Here is a 17,301-nt window from a genome sequence, read left to right as displayed (position 1 = left end):
AGTAAAGAGCGATGATTTTGCAGAGATAAACAATAAATGTGATTAACGTCACATTTTGTTTTGGCGGTGCATTTGTTGATAGCTTGTTGGATAAGATTTACATCACAACCTCGAGAGAAAGTTAGTGAGTATTTTTATTTTTTGTCAGGCGTTTATTCATTGAGATTTTTGTCACATAATACCCAACACAATTGAAAACTATTATCGTTACCAGTCATAAAGCTTGATCTAGGTAAAGTTATTAGAGCCATCGCTCAGATACAATGGGCGCAGTTTTTCAAGCTGAAGCTGTTACAAGGTGAAATAGGTAATGAAGTTAAGCGAACTCAGTCCCGGTGACCGTGGCATTATTTCTGAAATCGGGCGATTAGATCTGCCGCAGACAGTGAAGCGTAAATTATTATCCATGGGCATCACCCCTAATACACGATTTTCGTTGATCCGCAGAGCGCCAATGGGCTCTGGTTTAGAGTTAGATATTCGGGGCAGTAAGCTTTGTATGCGCAGAGATCTGGCAGACATCATAGAGGTGGAAAAGGCGAATGACTAAGCAGTTTCATTGCGTCACTGTTGGTAACCCAAACGCGGGAAAATCAACACTCTTTAACGCGCTTACAGGCGCGAATCAACAAGTTGGCAACTGGTCTGGTGTGACCGTTGAGAAAAAAACCGGTCATTTTACTCTTAATGGCGCCGACGTTTACTTAACTGACTTACCCGGTATTTACGATTTACTCCCCGCGGGTAACAGTTGTGATTGTTCCCTCGATGAGCAGATCGCTCAGCAATACCTCGCCGAACAACGTGTCGATGGCATCATTAACTTAGTTGATGCGACCAATATCGAGCGTCACCTCTATTTGACGGCACAGCTTCGCGAGCTATCGATCCCTATGGTGGTGGTATTGAATAAAATCGATGCGGCCATCAAGCGTGGGATCCGTGTCGATTTAAAGAAAATGAGCCAAGAGTTAGGTTGCCCTGTGATTGGCGTGTGTTCTCGCGACCCTGCCGATGTGGCCAAAGTGCAAGCGCAGGTATTGGACTTACTCCAAGGCCGCGTATCAGAAGCGCCTTTAATACTCGATTACGATGAGCAAATTGAAGCGGGCGTGCAACTCCTTTGCAGCAAAGATCCCAACTTAAGCCGTGGCCGCGCCTTGGCGATGTTAGGTAATGGTTCTGGTTGTGGCAGTTGTAAAAATGCTGAACTTCAGGATGAAGTGAATACTTGCACCCAGCAAATCGCGCAGCAAGGACATGACATCGAAGTACTGGTCGCCACGACACGTTTTAACTTTGTCGAGCGTGTATTCCAAGGTTCAGTGAAAGCAGATGGCTTCCTAACACTGAGCGATAAACTCGATAAATTAGTTTTACATCCTGTACTTGGCATTCCGGTGTTTTTATTTGTCATGTATCTGATGTTTATGTTCAGCATCAACATTGGTAGTGCGTTTATCGATTTCTTCGATGTGTTTGTGGGGGCATTGCTGGTTGACCATTTTGGCGCATTCCTTGGCAATATCGGCGCCCCAGCATGGCTTGTAACGATTCTCGCAGGTGGTGTCGGTCAAGGTATTCAAACCGTTTCTACCTTTATTCCGGTTATCGCAGCGCTATTCCTCGGTTTATCCATTCTTGAAAGCTCAGGCTATATGGCCCGCGCCGCCTTCGTGGTGGATGGCTTAATGCGCCGTATTGGCTTACCGGGTAAAGCCTTCGTGCCTATGATTGTGGGCTTTGGGTGTTCGGTGCCAGCCATTATGGCAACTCGTACCTTAGGCAGTGAGCGTGAGCGTATCGTGACTGGTATGATGGCGCCCTTTATGTCCTGCGGTGCGCGTTTACCTGTGTATGCGCTATTTGCGGCGGCCTTCTTCCCTGATTCTGGTCAAAACCTAGTGTTTTTACTGTATGTGATTGGGATTTTTGCGGCGATTGGCACTGGATTATTACTGCGCAGCACCTTATTACCCGGCACTAGCAGTGCGGTGGTGATGGAGCTACCAAGCTATGAGTTGCCAAAATTTAAAGCTGTGATGGTGCGTACTGGTAAGCGGACTAAGAGCTTTATCTTAGGTGCGGGTAAAACTATCGTACTAGTAGTCACACTGCTGAACTTTATCAATGCGATTGGGGTTGATGGCACTTTTGGCCATGAAGATAGCCAAGCGTCACTCTTAAGTGTGGCGAGCCAAAAAGTCACCCCTATCTTTGCTCCAATGGGGATTGAACAAGATAACTGGCCTGCGACAGTCGGTATTATCACGGGGATTTTCGCTAAAGAAGCGGTCGTTGGTACACTCAACAGCTTGTATACCAATGCCGCCCATGACGATGGTGAATTAACTCCATTGGCTGATAGTTTCAGCGAAGCGTTGGCGACGATTCCTGCTAACTTATTCGGTTTAGATTTGGAAGATCCACTTAAGTTATCTGTGGGTGATGTCTCTAGTACCGATGTTGCCGCAGAGGCGCAAGGTGTTGCAACATCAACCTTTAGTGCCTTACAGTCAGGCTTTACCACTAAGGTCGCGGCGTTTGCTTATCTGCTGTTTATCTTACTCTATACTCCCTGTGTCGCCGCGATGGGCGCCTTAGTGAATGAGTTTGGTACTCGCTGGGCAACCTTTGCTGCCACTTGGACATTCTCACTGGCCTACGGCAGTGCAACCATTGCTTACCAAGCGGCGACCTTTAGTGCGCATCCCCTGCAATCGAGTCTGTGGATTGGTTTCTTCCTCCTGGCACTTGTGGTGTTCTATCTGTGGCTCAAACGTAAGGGCCGTAGAACCCAACAGATCATTCCAGGTGTTAGGATCATTACCGAGTAACCGCTGAGTAATAAATGTCAGCTTAGTAATGACAAAGATAAAAGCAGCTTTCATGGCTGCTTTTATTGTTTTACTATCCATGCCATAAACCATAGTTTTTTATACTGGGCATTGTAACTGGCCGAGATCTGTAGGATCATGCGGGTTTTGTTAAAATTGCCATTGTTCGCAAAGAGGAATTCCATGAGTCATGTGGACACTGAAGTACGTCCGAGTAACTTTATCCGTAATATCATTGATGAGGATCTGAAAAGCGGTAAGCACACTAGCGTGCAGACGCGTTTTCCTCCTGAGCCAAATGGTTATTTACATATAGGTCACGCTAAGTCTATCTGTTTGAACTTCGGCATCGCGCGCGATTACCAGGGCCTTTGTAATTTACGTTTTGATGATACCAATCCTGAAAAAGAAGACATCGATTATGTGAATTCTATTCAGGCGGATGTGCGTTGGTTGGGATTCCAGTGGGATGGTGAGGTTCGTTATTCCTCTAACTATTTCGACCAATTACACCAATACGCGGTTGAGTTAATCAACAAAGGCTTAGCCTATGTGTGTTTCCTCAATGCTGATGAAACCCGCGAATACCGTGGCACCTTAAAAGAGCCGGGTAAAAACAGCCCGTACCGTGACACTTCAGTTGAAGAAAACCTGCAATTATTTGAAAAAATGCGTAAGGGTGAATTCAAAGAGGGCGAGTGTGCGCTGCGTGCCAAAATCGACATGGCATCGCCTTTCATGTGTATGCGAGATCCGGTGATTTACCGTATTCGTTTTGCTCACCATCATCAAACAGGTGACAAGTGGTGCATTTACCCGATGTACGACTTTACTCATTGTATTTCGGATGCGCTGGAGCACATTACTCACTCGTTATGTACGCTTGAGTTCCAAGACAACCGTCGTCTATACGATTGGGTTCTTGACAATTTAGATGATTTTCAAGCGCCGAACCGTACTCGTCAGTACGAATTTTCTCGCTTAAATCTTGAATATACGCTGATGTCTAAGCGTAAATTAAATGACTTAGTGACGCGTAAATTAGTTTCTGGATGGGATGACCCACGTATGCCAACAATTGCTGGCCTGCGCCGTCGTGGTTATACACCAGCGTCTATCCGCGAGTTTTGCCAACGTATTGGTATCACTAAGCAAGAAAACATGATTGAAGCAGCAATGCTTGATGCTTGTATCCGTGAAGAGCTTAATGAGCATGCGCCACGTGCGATGGCTGTACTGCGCCCATTAAAAGTCGTGATTGAGAACTACCCAGAAGGTCAAATCGAGACGATTCAAGCGGCTTCTCACCCAAGTGATGAAAGCATGGGCACACGCGAACTTGCCTTTGGCCGCGAACTGTATATTGATGTGGCGGATTTCAGAGAAGAAGCCAATAAGCAGTACAAACGTTTGGTGATGGGCAAAGAAGTGCGCCTGCGTAACGCTTATGTGATTAAGGCTGAACGTTGTGACAAAGACAGCGAAGGCAATATCACCACGGTTTACTGTAGCTACGATGCGGATACCTTGGGTAAAAACCCTGCTGATGGTCGCAAGGTAAAAGGCGTAATCCATTGGGTTGAAGCGACTACAGCTAAACCTGCTGAATTCCGTTTATACCAACGCTTGTTCACGGATCCAAATCCTGCAGCAGCAGAGACAGTAGATGAAGTACTTAACCCTAACTCACTTGAAGTGGTGAATGGTTTAGTTGAAGCCAGCCTTGCTAATGCGCCAGCGGAAAAAGCATACCAGTTTGAACGTGAAGGTTATTTCTGTGCTGACAATAAAGATTCATCAGCCGAGCATTTAGTTTTTAACCTAACAGTTGCACTGCGTGACTCGTTTGAATAGCAAGTCGTTCGCTGCAATAATCGCTGCCGCAATGATGCATTGCTGTCGCTGCTAGTTACGAACGGCATTCACGAATAAAAAGGCCCTTAGTGATATAAAACCTAAGGGCCTTTGCTTTTTACATCTTTTAGATTTCACCATTTTTATCAGCTGTTATCGCTTCTTTTAAGCCATCCCTTACATGTCGACTAAACGTCTACTGATACCTTATTGGTACATAGGACCAAAGCCAATACTCCAGAGGATAACGCTGGTGGCCATTAAACCGACCAAGAGCACTAAACCCGCAGTGACCATAGAGCTGGCGTAAATAAAGCCTTTCTCTTCAGGGATATTCATAATGATGGGCACACCTGCGTACAGCAGATAAACCGAGTAGGCTAAGCCAATCAACCCTACAATCATAATAAACCAGAGTACTGGGTAGAGCGCCGCCAGACCGACCATAAACAGCGGTGTTGCAGTGTAGGATGCGAGTTCTAATGCCTGGGTGAAAGTAGGTTGAGCATCGAAGGTTTTTGCCATCCAGTAGGCTAAATAGGCGAGGGCAAAGACGCCCGCAATCAGACCAAAGTACATTCCCACAGACATAAACATGGCGCTTTGTGGTGTGAGATAAATCGGATCACCCGAACCCGGATTCCAACCAATATATGCGGTGGCGATAAAGCTACAAACTGCCGGAATAAGTGCAATGAGAATAACGTGACTTAAGCTACTTTTGAGTGCCTCATGATTCTTCTCAATTGCGTGCCACTCTTGTTTTGGATGAGTGTATAACCCCATTAAGTGATTCAGTATCATTATAATTATCCTTGTTCAGCATTGATGATGGCTCGCCAAACGTCAGACGAGCTGATAACAGCTCTGCAATCAGGGTTAATGCTCTCCAATCCCTTTAACTCCCGATTGCCTACTCTTTGAATTGAGATGTGCCGTGATCAGGATCTCAGTTCTTAAAGTGTAGATTATTTATTGAACAAAAAGTTCAACTCGTCAAGTTTACTGCCTGGTAACGCTATAGCTTGTCGATAATTACGCGTAAAATATGACGATATTTTTTATGATTTTGAGTGATCCCATGCAGCAATTACTGGCACCTGTTCATGCGTTTCTTCGTTGTGAGACGCCGCAAACTTGGATTGATATAGCAAGAGCCTCTGCCTCGTTAGATGAACTCTTAATCGACCATTGTAATTGTGAGCTAAAAGCAGCGCAGACAGCGATGTTCTTATTGAGGCGATACGCCTTGGATAAAGACAGCGGGCAATCGCTATTGGCGTGGGCAAAACCCTATGAGGAATTTGTTTATCACAAAGATCGCGATATCGAGCTGTTTTTGGCTCGCGATGTCAAAAAGAACGAGCTGGTTGCCAATCTACAACCGAATCAACATTTTACCTTTGCTCAGGATCTTATTCCGCCATTGATTCGTTTGATAAAAGAAGAGTTTCATCATTTTGAGCAAGTGCTAGAGTTAATGCACGCACGGCACATTCCGTATCGCAATATTCGTGCGGGACGTTACGCAAAGGGCATGATGAGCCACGTGACCACCCATGAGAAGGATATTCTGCGGGATAAGTTGATTGTAGGGGCGTATATTGAGGCGCGCTCCTGTGAGCGTTTTGCCAAATTAGCGCCTTACTTGGATCCAGAGTTAAGTAAGTTTTATGTGTCCTTGCTGCGCTCTGAGGCGCGTCATTTTGAGGATTATCTTAAGCTGGCGCAGTTGGTTTCGACTGAAAATATTACTGAACGGGTGGCTTATTTTGGCGAGAGGGAAGCTGAATTGATTATGGCGCCCGATGATGAGTTCCATTTCCACAGTGGTCAGCCTTTAGTTGCCTAATATCCAAACCTCGTTGAGGAGAGCCAATAACGGCCTCTATCAAGTGTTTGCTAGAGGCGTTAGGAGTTAGAGGCGATAACGTTTTTGATGTTGGCGCCTAAATGATTTGTTGATTACCGTTACTATCAATCGTTTCTTAGCTAGCGCCGAAAGGCAGGCTTTTTAACTCCACTCCGTCGGCGCTGACCACCAACACACTGCCTTGCTCGTACCAATCACCGACCACAATTCGTTTACAGTCATTAGTTAAGTCGTGGATGGCGGGTCTGTGGGTATGACCATGGATCATCTGTTTACAGTGGGTTTGGGTAAATAACGCATCTACCGCACACGGCTCCACATCCATGATGACATAGCTTTTTTGTTGATTGCTGCTCTGACTATTGCTGCGGATCTTATTGGCAATCGCTTGACGTTTTTTCTTCGGCAAACAGCTATAAAGCCAACGGGCGAAGGCAAAACTGCGTAATTTGCGAAAGCGTTGGTAGGCTTTATCTAAGGTGCATAGGCTATCGCCGTGCAAGATAACTGTATTAACACCATAGAGATCTAAGCAAGTGACTTCGGGCAACATTTGCATGCCTGCAGCATCAGCAAATTGTTTGCCTAACATAAAGTCGCGATTACCGTGAATAAAGTAGATGGGCAATTTTTGGGAGACTTGCTTGAGCTTGCATGCTAATTCGAGGGCAAAGGGCGCGGCTAAATCATCGCCGACCCATACCTCGAATAGATCCCCCAGAATATAGAGAGCATCGGCATCATCAAGTTCAGTATCGAGGAAACGATTAAAGGCTTGGGTGATATCGAGGCGATCGGCACTTAAGTGCAGATCGCCAATAAATAAGGTTCGCATCCTAGGGGATTAGGCCGCACTGACTTTTTCAATCACAACCGCTTCTAATGGCACATCTTGGTGCATGCCACGGTTACCAGTGCTGACAGCTTTGATTTTTTCAACGATGTCCATGCCTTCAACCACTTCACCAAATACGCAGTAACCCCAACCTTGCATGCTTTCAGATTTGAAATCGAGGAAAGTGTTATCGTTGACGTTGATGAAGAACTGAGCCGTCGCTGAGTGTGGATCTGAAGTACGCGCCATCGCGATAGTACCAGTACGGTTTGATAAACCGTTGTTGGCTTCGTTTTTCACTGGCTCATGGCAACGTTTTTGGCTCATTTCAGCGGTAAAGCCACCGCCTTGGATCATAAAGCCGTCAATTACACGGTGGAAAATGGTGCCGTCGAAGAAACCTTCGTCAACATATTTCATAAAGTTTGCCACAGTCAGCGGTGCTTTTTCGGCGTTCAGTTGCAGTTTAATGTCGCCAAAATTAGTGTGTAATGTGATCATGTTTTCATACTCTCTGTAAATAGTGGCGCGATTCTAACTTATCTCGGATTGCACGCAAAGTGCAGTATTCAAAACCCTTGTCAGCGTGGTAGACTGACCCCTTGATTTTACACTCGAATCTATCATTGAAGAGAATGCCGATGTTGAAGATTTACAACAGTATTACCCGTCAAAAACAGGAATTTAAGCCAATTACTCCCGGGAAAGTTGGGATGTATGTATGCGGGGTGACCGTATACGATCTGTGTCATATTGGCCATGGGCGTACTTTTGTTTCCTTCGATATGATCGTTCGCTACCTGCGTTACGCGGGTTATGAAGTGAATTTTCAACGTAACATCACCGACATTGATGACAAAATCATCAAACGCGCCAACGAAAATCAAGAAGATTGCAATACTTTAACCGATCGCTTGATTGGGGAAATGCACAAGGATTTCGATGCGCTGAATATGATCCGTCCCGATTTCGAGCCACGTGCCACTCTGCACATTGCCGAAATCATCGATATGGTTGAGCGTTTACTCGCTCGCGGGCATGCCTATGTGGCAGCTGATGGCGATGTGCTGTTCAGTGTGGCTTCTTTCCCTGAGTATGGCCGTCTATCAGGTCAGAACCTGGAGCAATTACAGGCGGGGGCACGGGTTGAGGTTGACGATAACAAGCAAAATCCAATGGATTTCGTGCTATGGAAAATGTCTAAACCGGGCGAGCCAACATGGGAATCGCCATGGGGACCAGGTCGTCCAGGCTGGCATATCGAATGTTCGGCAATGAACAGTAAGCATTTAGGTCTGCATTTTGATATTCACGGTGGCGGTTCAGATTTACAATTCCCGCACCATGAGAACGAAATTGCTCAGTCTTGCTGCGCCCATGATACGCCATACGTGAATTACTGGATGCACACTGGCATGGTGATGGTTGACCGCGAGAAGATGTCAAAGTCTTTAGGTAACTTCTTCACCATCCGTGATGTATTAGGCCATTACGACGCTGAAACCGTGCGTTACTTCCTGCTATCGGGTCACTATCGTAGTCAAATCAACTACTCAGAAGAAAACCTCAAGCAGGCTCGTGCCGCCTTAGAGCGTTTATACACTGCGATTAAAGATGTTGACCTGACTGTTACAGCGGCACCTGCGGAAGAGTTTATCGCTAAATTTAAAGCGGCCATGGACGATGACTTTAATACGCCAGAAGCCTACTCAGTGCTTTTCGATATGGTGCGTGAGATCAACCGTTTGAAAACCACCGATATGGCGCAGGCGTCAGCTATGGCCGTTGCCATGAAGCAACTGGCCGATGTATTGGGCTTATTGCACCAAGCGCCCGATGCCTTCTTTAAGGGGGAGGGGAGCGATGATGAAGTGGCAGAGATTGAAGCGCTTATCGTTGAGCGTAATCGTGCCCGCGCCGAGAAAGATTGGCCTGCTGCTGATGTTGCGCGTAATCGGTTAAATGAGCTTGGCGTGGTTTTAGAAGATGGTCCAAGTGGTACCACTTGGCGTAAGAAATAGGTCGGCGTAAGAAATAACCTCATCGCCTAAGTGAGATTTGCATCGATAATAAAAAACCTGCCAATGGCAGGTTTTTTATTGGTTTCACGCGTTTGATTAAGTTTACGTTATTCGTTACAGGCTACTGGAGCTTAGATGGCTAAATAGCAGGTTTAAATGCTGCGATTTACGCCATAACTTACGCCATCATTTAAGCCATTATCTACGCGATGGCGAAGCTGATTAGTCGTGATATTGCTCTGCAGCATACAGGGTATTTTCAAGTAAGCTGGCAATCGTCATAGGACCGACACCACCGGGTACTGGGGTGATAAAGCTGGCGTTTTGGGCAGCAGCATCGTATTGCACATCGCCCACTAAGGTGCCGTTTTCTAAGCGGTTAATACCCACATCGATAACAATGGCGCCGGGTTTAATCCATTCACCTGGGATAAAGCCCGGTTTACCCACGGCTACCACGACTAAATCTGCCTGACGGATTTTTTGTTCGAGATTTTTTGTAAAACGATGGCATGTGGTTGTGGTGCAGCCCGCAAGCAATAGCTCCAGTGTCATCGGTCGACCGACAATGTTCGATGCACCTACCACAACAGCATCTAATCCATAGGTATCAACACCCGTTGATTTGATTAAGGTCATGATCCCCATTGGGGTACATGAACGTAATACAGGAATGCGCTGGGCTAAACGGCCAACGTTATAGGGGTGGAAACCGTCGACATCTTTATCGGGGCGAATGCGCTCGATCACTTTAGAGTCTTCGATATGCGCAGGCAGAGGAAGCTGCACTAAGATACCGTCGATCGTCGGATCATCATTGAGTTCGTCGATAAGGGCTAATAAGGCTTCTTCGGTATAACTGGTATCGAGATCGTAGGAGCGAGAAATAAATCCCACTTCTTCACAGGCTTTACGTTTACTACCAACATAAACTTGAGAAGCGGGGTCGGCTCCCACGAGAATGACGGCTAAACCTGGTACGCGTTGTCCTGCCTCTTTACGGGCGGTTACTTTTTCGCGAAGTTGTGTACGGATGGATTGAGCAATCGCCTTGCCGTCGATTATTTGGGCTGTCATGGGTGTAGGATATCCTTTATATGGGCGATGGTGAAAACTGTCGTTAACACAGAGAGTGGCAATCGCGGCTATTTTAACAGGGCGTTGCGGGTGTGTCATGGTCAAAGCCGCGGCGAAATGGATAAAAACAGGCGTATTCGCCTGATAATTCAGCATCTAGTTTGAATGCTTAAAAAAATCGTTGACGGGTGCAAAGTGAGGGGCTAAGATGCGCTCCGTTCTCAAGCAGATGTGCTCATTTGCTCTGAAAACAATGATTCTCGGTGATTAGCGCAGTCCGGTAGCGCATCTGGTTTGGGACCAGAGGGTCAGAGGTTCGAATCCTCTATCACCGACCACTTTAATATTATTGGCTCATGATTATTCAGTTAATTTGGGCGGGTAATAGCGGATAATCTAAATTAGTTATCCCACGTAGGTTAGGATACAGCAGAGTCTGTAAACCATGCGCCCGTAGCTCAGTTGGATAGAGCATCCGCCTTCTAAGCGGATGGTCGCAGGTTCGAATCCTGCCGGGCGTGCCAGTTTCAGTGGTGATTGTAGCTCAGTTGGTAGAGTCCCGGATTGTGATTCCGGTTGTCGTGGGTTCGAGCCCCATCAGTCACCCCATTTTTAAGTACTTTGAGTACAAAATAAAAAAAGCGACCTCTGGTCGCTTTTTTTATACCCTAGATTCGGCCGTAGAGGCTCGACTCTGCACAAAACGGTGGCTATAATGTCGCGTCTTGATAGATATCAACTAACAGCGACCTGTGCCGAAAGCCAATAGTGGTGGGCATTGTAGTCAAATTTAATGATCAAGAAACGAATACCTGAATAGTTGATGACTCGACTATTACAAAGGACGTTAGACAAATTTCGAGGTAAAACAATGCAAGTTTCTGTTGAAGCAACCCAAGGCCTAGAGCGTCGCCTGACCATTTCTGTTCCTGCTGAACAAATTGAAAAACTGGTTAAAGACAGTTTACAACGTGAAGCTAAGCGTGCTCGTATCCCAGGTTTCCGTCCTGGCAAAGTGCCTGTTACTGTAATCAACAAACGTTATGGCGCCGCTATTCGTCAAGACATCACTGGTGAAGTGATGCAACGTAACTTTATCGAAGCGATCATCGCTGAGAAATTAAACCCAGCTGGCGCACCTACTTTCGTACCAGGTGCGACTGACGGTGAAAAATTCGAATTCGTAGCGACTTTCGAAATCTACCCAGAAGTTGAGCTGAAAGGTTTAGATGCAATCGAAGTAGAACAACCAAAAGCGTCTGTAACCGATGCTGACGTAGACAGCATGATCGAAACCTTACGTAAGCAACACGCGACTTTCGCCGCTGTTGAGCGTGAAGCAGCTGACGGCGACAAAGTGAAAATGAACTTTGTTGGTTCAGTTGACGGTGTTGAATTCGAAGGCGGTAAAGCTGACGATTTCGAACTGCAATTAGGCAGTGGCCGTATGATCCCTGGTTTCGAAGCGGGTATCTTAGGTCACAAAGCGGGTGAAGAATTCGTTATCGACGTGACTTTCCCTGAAGAATATCACGCTGAAAACTTAAAAGGTAAAGCGGCTAAGTTTGCTATCACTTTAACTGAAGTGTTAGCGGCTAACTTACCAGAAGTAAACGATGAGTTTGCTGCATTATTCGGTATCAGCGAAGGTGGCTTAGAAGCGCTGAAAACTGAAATCCGTAAAAACATGAACCGTGAACTTGAGCAAGCGTTAAAAGCAAACGTGAAAGAGCAAGTGATCACTGGTTTATTAGCCAACAACGACATCGAACTGCCAAAAGCACTGATCGATGGCGAAGTTAACGTGCTGCGTCAACAAGCGATGCAACGTTTCGGCGGTCAAACGGCTAACATGCCAGAACTGCCAGCGGAATTATTCACTGAGCAAGCGGCTCGTCGCGTGAAAATCGGTCTGTTATTAGGCGAAGTTATCAAGACTAACGAGCTGAAAGCGGAAGATGAGCGTGTACAAGCGTTAATCGCTTCTATGGCTTCTGCTTACGAAGATCCAAGTGAAGTGATTGCTTATTACAACAGCAACAAAGAACTGATGCAAAACATGCGCAACGTTGCGCTTGAAGAGCAAGCTGTTGAAGCACTGCTAAAATCTGCCAAAGTGACCGAAAAAGAAGTCGCTTTTGAAGAATTTATGAACAAGGCTACAGGTCGCGCATAACCTAAGCTTGACTTGATTGGCAGTTCGCCATTTATAATGGCTCGTATGAGGCTCCTCATGCGAGCCATTTTTATTTAGGGAAATGAATAATGCATAATGCGTCAGACATACAAAGTGCTTTAGTGCCTATGGTGATCGAACAGACGGCTAAGGGTGAACGCTCATTCGATATTTATTCTCGTCTGTTAAAAGAGCGGATTATCTTTTTAGTGGGTCAAGTTGAAGAGCATATGGCGAATCTGATTGTGGCGCAGTTGCTATTCCTCGAGTCAGAAAGCCCAGATAAAGATATCTTCTTATATATCAACTCACCCGGTGGTTCAGTCACTGCGGGCATGGCGATTTACGATACCATGCAATTTATTAAGCCGAATGTGAGCACTGTGTGTATCGGTCAAGCGGCTAGCATGGGCGCGTTTTTATTAGCCGGTGGCGAAAAGGGCAAGCGTTTCTGCTTACCTAACTCACGCGTGATGATCCACCAACCTCTGGGTGGATTCCAAGGTCAGGCTTCTGATATCGCGATTCATGCCCAAGAGATCTTAGGCATCAAGCATAAACTGAACCTGATGTTGTCAGAGCACACTGGCCAGCCACTCGAAGTGATTGAACGTGATACCGATCGCGACAACTTCATGAGTGCGACTCAAGCGGTTGAATATGGTTTAGTTGACGCTGTGATGACTAAACGCGGCTGATTTTTACTTTTGACTGGGCTATGCTTTGTTAAGCAAAGCCCTGTAAAGGGTTAGCAAGTTTAAGACAAGCAGTAGAGCAGACTGCAAATGAGGTAATTAATGGGCGACAACAAAAATAATGGTGACAGCGGTAAATTGCTGTACTGCTCTTTTTGCGGTAAGAGCCAGCATGAAGTCAGAAAACTGATTGCAGGCCCATCAGTATACGTATGCGACGAATGTGTTGAATTATGTAACGACATCATTCGTGAAGAGATTAAAGAAATCTCCCCTAAGCGTGATAATGATAAATTGCCAACGCCACATGAGTTGCGTGCGCATTTAGACGATTATGTGATTGGTCAGGACAGAGCTAAAAAAGTGCTGTCTGTCGCTGTGTACAATCACTATAAGCGCCTGAGAAATTCTTCCCCCAAAGATGGTGTGGAATTAGGCAAGAGTAACATTCTGCTGATTGGTCCTACGGGCAGTGGTAAGACGCTGCTGGCCGAAACGCTCGCGCGCTCATTGAATGTCCCATTTACTATGGCAGACGCTACCACCTTAACCGAAGCGGGTTATGTGGGTGAAGACGTTGAAAACATCATTCAAAAGCTGCTGCAAAAGTGCGATTACGATGTTGAAAAGGCACAGCGCGGTATCGTCTATATCGATGAAATCGACAAGATCAGCCGTAAATCGGATAACCCATCGATTACCCGTGACGTATCGGGTGAAGGCGTGCAGCAAGCGCTGCTGAAACTTATCGAAGGTACGGTTGCCGCGGTTCCGCCTCAAGGTGGTCGCAAGCATCCACAGCAAGAGTTCTTACAGGTGGATACCTCTAAGATCCTGTTTATCTGTGGTGGTGCATTTGCTGGCCTTGAAAAAGTGATTGAACAGCGTGCTCATGTAGGTTCCGGTATTGGTTTCGGTGCGCAAGTGAAGGGCGAAAAAGATAAGGCAACGATTTCACAAACCTTATCTCAGGTGGAGCCGGAAGATTTAGTCAAATATGGCTTGATCCCTGAGTTTATTGGCCGTCTGCCCGTTGTCGCGACGCTGACCGAGCTGGACGAAGAAGCCCTAGTGCAAATCCTATCTGAGCCTAAAAACGCGCTGACAAAACAATACAACGCGCTGTTTGAGATGGAAGGGGTTGAGCTAGAGTTCCGTGAAGATGCGCTCAAAGCGATTGCACATAAAGCCATGTCACGCAAAACCGGTGCACGTGGTCTACGTTCAATCGTTGAAGGTATTTTACTCGATACTATGTACGATATTCCTTCAATTGAGGGCGTAGTGAAGGCGGTTGTCGATGAATCTGTGGTGAATGGTGAATCTGCACCTATCCTGATTTACGAGCGCAACGAAGCGCAAGCAGCCTCTGGCGAGCAATAATTGTACTGATTGCTAATAATCTGAAAATCAAGGAGTCCATCGGGCTCCTTTTTTTATTTTGCCCATTGAAACCCTGTAAAGCGCCCCAATATACTCCTTAACTAATCCCTTTCATCTAAACGGAATCGAACTATGACCTTAGAGCGTGAAGCGCATATCGAACTCCCCGTGCTACCACTGAGAGATGTGGTGGTCTATCCCCATATGGTAATTCCGTTGTTCGTTGGCCGAGAAAAATCGATTCGTTGTCTCGAAACGGCAATGGCCCAGGATAAGCAAATTATTTTAGTCGCTCAGCGTGACGCTGAGTTAGACGAGCCGACCAAAGACGATATTTTTGAAGTCGGTACAGTGGCGTCTATTCTGCAACTGCTTAAACTGCCTGATGGTACGGTAAAAGTACTGGTTGAAGGTGGTCGCCGAGCTCGTATTACCCGTTATACCCAAGAAGCGGATTTCTTTGTGGCTAAGGCGGAGTATCTTGAGTCTGAGCCTTTGGAAGACAAAGAAGAGGAAGTCTTGGTTCGTAGCGCGATTGGCCAATTTGAAGGCTATATCAAGCTCAACAAGAAGATCCCTCCTGAAGTCTTGACCTCACTCTCGGGCATCGATGAAGCGGCGCGCCTTGCCGATACCATGGCGGCCCACATGCCACTGAAGCTTGAAGACAAACAGTCCGTGCTAGAGATGACTAACGTCGGTGAGCGTCTGGAATATTTAATGGCGATGATGGAGTCGGAAATTGACCTGTTACAGGTCGAGAAACGCATCCGTACCCGCGTTAAAAAACAGATGGAAAAGAGCCAGCGTGAGTATTATCTGAACGAGCAGATGAAAGCCATCCAAAAAGAATTGGGTGACTTAGACGAAGGCCATGACGAGTTTGAAGTCTTAAATCGTAAGATTGAAGAAGCCAACATGCCAAGTGATGCCAAAGAGAAGGCCGTCGCCGAGCTGAATAAATTACGCATGATGTCACCCATGTCTGCCGAAGCGACCGTGGTTCGCAGCTACGTGGATTGGATGACCTCAGTGCCTTGGAGCCAACGATCTAAAATCAAACGCGATTTAGCCAAAGCCCAAGAGGTGCTGGATACCGATCACTATGGTCTGGAAAAGGTCAAAGACCGGATTCTGGAATATTTGGCAGTGCAGAGTCGTGTGCGTCAACTTAAAGGGCCTATCCTGTGCTTAGTCGGCCCACCAGGGGTAGGTAAAACCTCATTAGGTCAATCGATTGCTAAAGCAACTGGTCGTAAGTATGTGCGTGTTGCCTTAGGCGGCGTGCGTGATGAAGCGGAAATCCGTGGTCATCGACGTACTTACATTGGTTCTATGCCGGGTAAAGTCATTCAAAAGATGGCGAAAGTGGGCGTGAAAAACCCCTTATTCTTGCTCGATGAAATCGACAAAATGAGTTCGGATATGCGTGGCGACCCAGCATCAGCACTGTTAGAGGTGCTTGATCCTGAACAAAACGCGACCTTTAACGACCATTACCTCGAAGTTGACTACGACTTATCCGATGTGATGTTCGTGGCGACCTCAAACTCGATGAATATTCCAGGCCCATTGCTGGACCGTATGGAAGTTATTCGCCTGTCGGGTTACACCGAAGATGAGAAGCTCAATATTGCGAAGCAGCATTTACTGACCAAGCAAATCGAGCGTAACGGTCTTAAAGCGAACGAAATTCATATCGAAGACAGTGCGATAGTCGGCATTATCCGCTACTACACCCGTGAAGCCGGTGTGCGTGCACTAGAGCGTGAATTGTCGAAGATCTGCCGCAAGGTCGTGAAAATGATCCTGCTGGATAAGTCTATCAAGTCAGTCACTGTGACTGCGGACAACCTTAAGTCTTTCCTCGGTGTGCAGCGTTTTGACTATGGTAAGGCGGAGTCGAACAACCAAATCGGTCAAGTCACAGGTTTAGCGTGGACCGAAGTGGGTGGCGATCTGCTCACCATTGAAGCGACATCAGTGCCAGGCAAAGGCAAGTTGACCTACACAGGCTCACTTGGCGATGTGATGCAAGAGTCGATTCAAGCGGCAATGACGGTCGTACGTGCCCGTGCGGAACAATTAGGTATCAACGGCGACTTTTATGAGAAGCGTGATATCCATGTTCACGTGCCAGAAGGGGCGACGCCAAAAGATGGTCCATCTGCTGGCGCGGCAATGTGTACTGCATTAGTGTCTAGCTTAACGGGTAACCCAGTGCGCGCCGATGTGGCGATGACGGGTGAAATTACCTTACGCGGTGAAGTGCTACCTATCGGTGGTTTAAAAGAAAAACTGCTGGCAGCACATCGTGGTGGCATTAAATTGGTACTTATTCCAAAAGAAAACGAGCGTGATCTGGAAGAAATTCCTGCCAATGTGATTGCCGATTTGGAAATTCGTCCCGTGCGTTGGGTCGACGAAGTGTTAAAACTGGCGCTAGAAAGACCGGTTGAAGGCTTCGAAGTGGTTAAAAACTTGGCATAACGCAAGAAAATGCGCTATCACGCTAAAAAAAATGAAAAAAGGGGCTTAACAAAGCGCAGA

Annotated in this window: 13 protein-coding genes and 3 tRNA genes; 12 read left to right on the top strand and 4 right to left on the bottom strand. The window is 46.5% G+C overall.

The features are described from left to right. Positions 1-310 precede the first annotated feature (310 nt). From EYR25_RS12835 to glnS, 3 genes are all read left to right on the top strand, one after another. Positions 311-550: a FeoA family protein gene (locus EYR25_RS12835; RefSeq protein WP_011623257.1), complete on the top strand. Its 240-nt coding sequence runs from the start codon at positions 311-313 to the stop codon at positions 548-550. Further along, positions 543-2,837 (top strand): Fe(2+) transporter permease subunit FeoB, encoded by a 2,295-nt coding sequence (feoB, locus tag EYR25_RS12830; protein WP_023267513.1) that lies wholly within the window; start codon positions 543-545, stop codon positions 2,835-2,837. Before EYR25_RS12835 ends, feoB begins: the two co-directional genes overlap by 8 nt. A 183-nt stretch (positions 2,838-3,020) precedes the next feature. Further along, on the top strand, positions 3,021-4,691 hold the full coding sequence (gene glnS / locus EYR25_RS12825; RefSeq protein ID WP_023267514.1) for a glutamine--tRNA ligase: 1,671 nt from the start codon (positions 3,021-3,023) through the stop codon (positions 4,689-4,691). Positions 4,692-4,898: 207 nt separating this feature from the next. Here glnS and EYR25_RS12820 read toward each other — a convergent pair whose 3' ends face one another. Then, complete coding sequence (locus tag EYR25_RS12820) at positions 4,899-5,495, bottom strand: Yip1 family protein (RefSeq protein ID WP_039978328.1); 597 nt, start codon at positions 5,493-5,495, stop codon at positions 4,899-4,901. A 277-nt stretch (positions 5,496-5,772) separates the two neighbouring features. Here EYR25_RS12820 and miaE point away from each other — a divergent pair, with 277 nt between their 5' ends. Next, positions 5,773-6,543: a tRNA isopentenyl-2-thiomethyl-A-37 hydroxylase MiaE gene (miaE, locus tag EYR25_RS12815; protein ID WP_039978362.1), complete on the top strand. Its 771-nt coding sequence runs from the start codon at positions 5,773-5,775 to the stop codon at positions 6,541-6,543. 136 nt (positions 6,544-6,679) lie between these two features. Here miaE and EYR25_RS12810 read toward each other — a convergent pair whose 3' ends face one another. Further along, positions 6,680-7,399 (bottom strand): UDP-2,3-diacylglucosamine diphosphatase, encoded by a 720-nt coding sequence (locus EYR25_RS12810; RefSeq protein ID WP_133180514.1) that lies wholly within the window; start codon positions 7,397-7,399, stop codon positions 6,680-6,682. Between the two features lie 9 nt (positions 7,400-7,408). Continuing rightward, on the bottom strand, positions 7,409-7,900 hold the full coding sequence (locus EYR25_RS12805; RefSeq protein ID WP_011623251.1) for a peptidylprolyl isomerase: 492 nt from the start codon (positions 7,898-7,900) through the stop codon (positions 7,409-7,411). Between the two features lie 140 nt (positions 7,901-8,040). On the opposite strand from EYR25_RS12805, the gene cysS reads away from it, so the two are divergent. Continuing rightward, positions 8,041-9,420, top strand: coding sequence for a cysteine--tRNA ligase (gene cysS / locus EYR25_RS12800; protein ID WP_133180512.1), 1,380 nt, complete (start codon positions 8,041-8,043; stop codon positions 9,418-9,420). Between the two features lie 222 nt (positions 9,421-9,642). Here cysS and folD read toward each other — a convergent pair whose 3' ends face one another. Further along, complete coding sequence (gene folD / locus EYR25_RS12795) at positions 9,643-10,497, bottom strand: bifunctional methylenetetrahydrofolate dehydrogenase/methenyltetrahydrofolate cyclohydrolase FolD (RefSeq protein ID WP_133180510.1); 855 nt, start codon at positions 10,495-10,497, stop codon at positions 9,643-9,645. A gap of 261 nt (positions 10,498-10,758) precedes the next feature. Here folD and EYR25_RS12790 point away from each other — a divergent pair. The 7 genes from EYR25_RS12790 to lon all read left to right on the top strand — a co-directional run bounded on the left by EYR25_RS12790 (position 10,759) and on the right by lon (position 17,241). Beyond that, a tRNA-Pro gene (locus EYR25_RS12790) sits at positions 10,759-10,835 on the top strand. Positions 10,836-10,944: 109 nt separating this feature from the next. Then, positions 10,945-11,021: transfer RNA gene (locus EYR25_RS12785), tRNA-Arg, on the top strand. Between the two features lie 9 nt (positions 11,022-11,030). Continuing rightward, positions 11,031-11,106: transfer RNA gene (locus tag EYR25_RS12780), tRNA-His, on the top strand. A 262-nt stretch (positions 11,107-11,368) separates the two neighbouring features. Further along, positions 11,369-12,673: a trigger factor gene (tig, locus tag EYR25_RS12775; RefSeq protein ID WP_133180508.1), complete on the top strand. Its 1,305-nt coding sequence runs from the start codon at positions 11,369-11,371 to the stop codon at positions 12,671-12,673. 89 nt (positions 12,674-12,762) lie between these two features. Next, a complete protein-coding gene (gene clpP / locus EYR25_RS12770; RefSeq protein WP_011717550.1) occupies positions 12,763-13,371 on the top strand; it encodes an ATP-dependent Clp endopeptidase proteolytic subunit ClpP in 609 nt (202 codons plus the stop codon). Between the two features lie 99 nt (positions 13,372-13,470). Then, a complete protein-coding gene (gene clpX, locus EYR25_RS12765; RefSeq protein WP_011717549.1) occupies positions 13,471-14,751 on the top strand; it encodes an ATP-dependent protease ATP-binding subunit ClpX in 1,281 nt (426 codons plus the stop codon). Positions 14,752-14,883: 132 nt separating this feature from the next. Further along, the gene (gene lon / locus EYR25_RS12760) at positions 14,884-17,241 is read left to right on the top strand and encodes an endopeptidase La (protein WP_086902562.1); all 2,358 of its coding nucleotides are present in this window, start codon (positions 14,884-14,886) and stop codon (positions 17,239-17,241) included. Positions 17,242-17,301: the final 60 nt, after the last annotated feature.

The sequence above is a fragment of the Shewanella decolorationis genome (genome assembly GCF_004354305.1).
GTDB classification, from domain to species: domain Bacteria; phylum Pseudomonadota; class Gammaproteobacteria; order Enterobacterales; family Shewanellaceae; genus Shewanella; species Shewanella decolorationis.
This window is presented reverse-complemented; position numbering and strand designations above follow the sequence as displayed.

Excerpts from the sequence above, each read along its gene's own strand:
- EYR25_RS12835 (WP_011623257.1), top strand. The coding sequence starts at position 311 with ATGAAGTTAAGCGAACTCAGTCCCGGTGACCGTGGCATTATTTCTGAA.
- cysS (WP_133180512.1), top strand. The coding sequence starts at position 8,041 with ATGTTGAAGATTTACAACAGTATTACCCGTCAAAAACAGGAATTTAAG.
- tig (WP_133180508.1), top strand. The coding sequence starts at position 11,369 with ATGCAAGTTTCTGTTGAAGCAACCCAAGGCCTAGAGCGTCGCCTGACC.
- lon (WP_086902562.1), top strand. The coding sequence starts at position 14,884 with ATGACCTTAGAGCGTGAAGCGCATATCGAACTCCCCGTGCTACCACTG.
- EYR25_RS12805 (WP_011623251.1), bottom strand. The coding sequence starts at position 7,900 with ATGATCACATTACACACTAATTTTGGCGACATTAAACTGCAACTGAAC.
- miaE (WP_039978362.1), top strand. The coding sequence starts at position 5,773 with ATGCAGCAATTACTGGCACCTGTTCATGCGTTTCTTCGTTGTGAGACG.
- glnS (WP_023267514.1), top strand. The coding sequence starts at position 3,021 with ATGAGTCATGTGGACACTGAAGTACGTCCGAGTAACTTTATCCGTAAT.
- EYR25_RS12810 (WP_133180514.1), bottom strand. The coding sequence starts at position 7,399 with ATGCGAACCTTATTTATTGGCGATCTGCACTTAAGTGCCGATCGCCTC.
- clpP (WP_011717550.1), top strand. The coding sequence starts at position 12,763 with ATGCATAATGCGTCAGACATACAAAGTGCTTTAGTGCCTATGGTGATC.
- folD (WP_133180510.1), bottom strand. The coding sequence starts at position 10,497 with ATGACAGCCCAAATAATCGACGGCAAGGCGATTGCTCAATCCATCCGT.
- EYR25_RS12820 (WP_039978328.1), bottom strand. The coding sequence starts at position 5,495 with ATGATACTGAATCACTTAATGGGGTTATACACTCATCCAAAACAAGAG.
- feoB (WP_023267513.1), top strand. The coding sequence starts at position 543 with ATGACTAAGCAGTTTCATTGCGTCACTGTTGGTAACCCAAACGCGGGA.
- clpX (WP_011717549.1), top strand. The coding sequence starts at position 13,471 with ATGGGCGACAACAAAAATAATGGTGACAGCGGTAAATTGCTGTACTGC.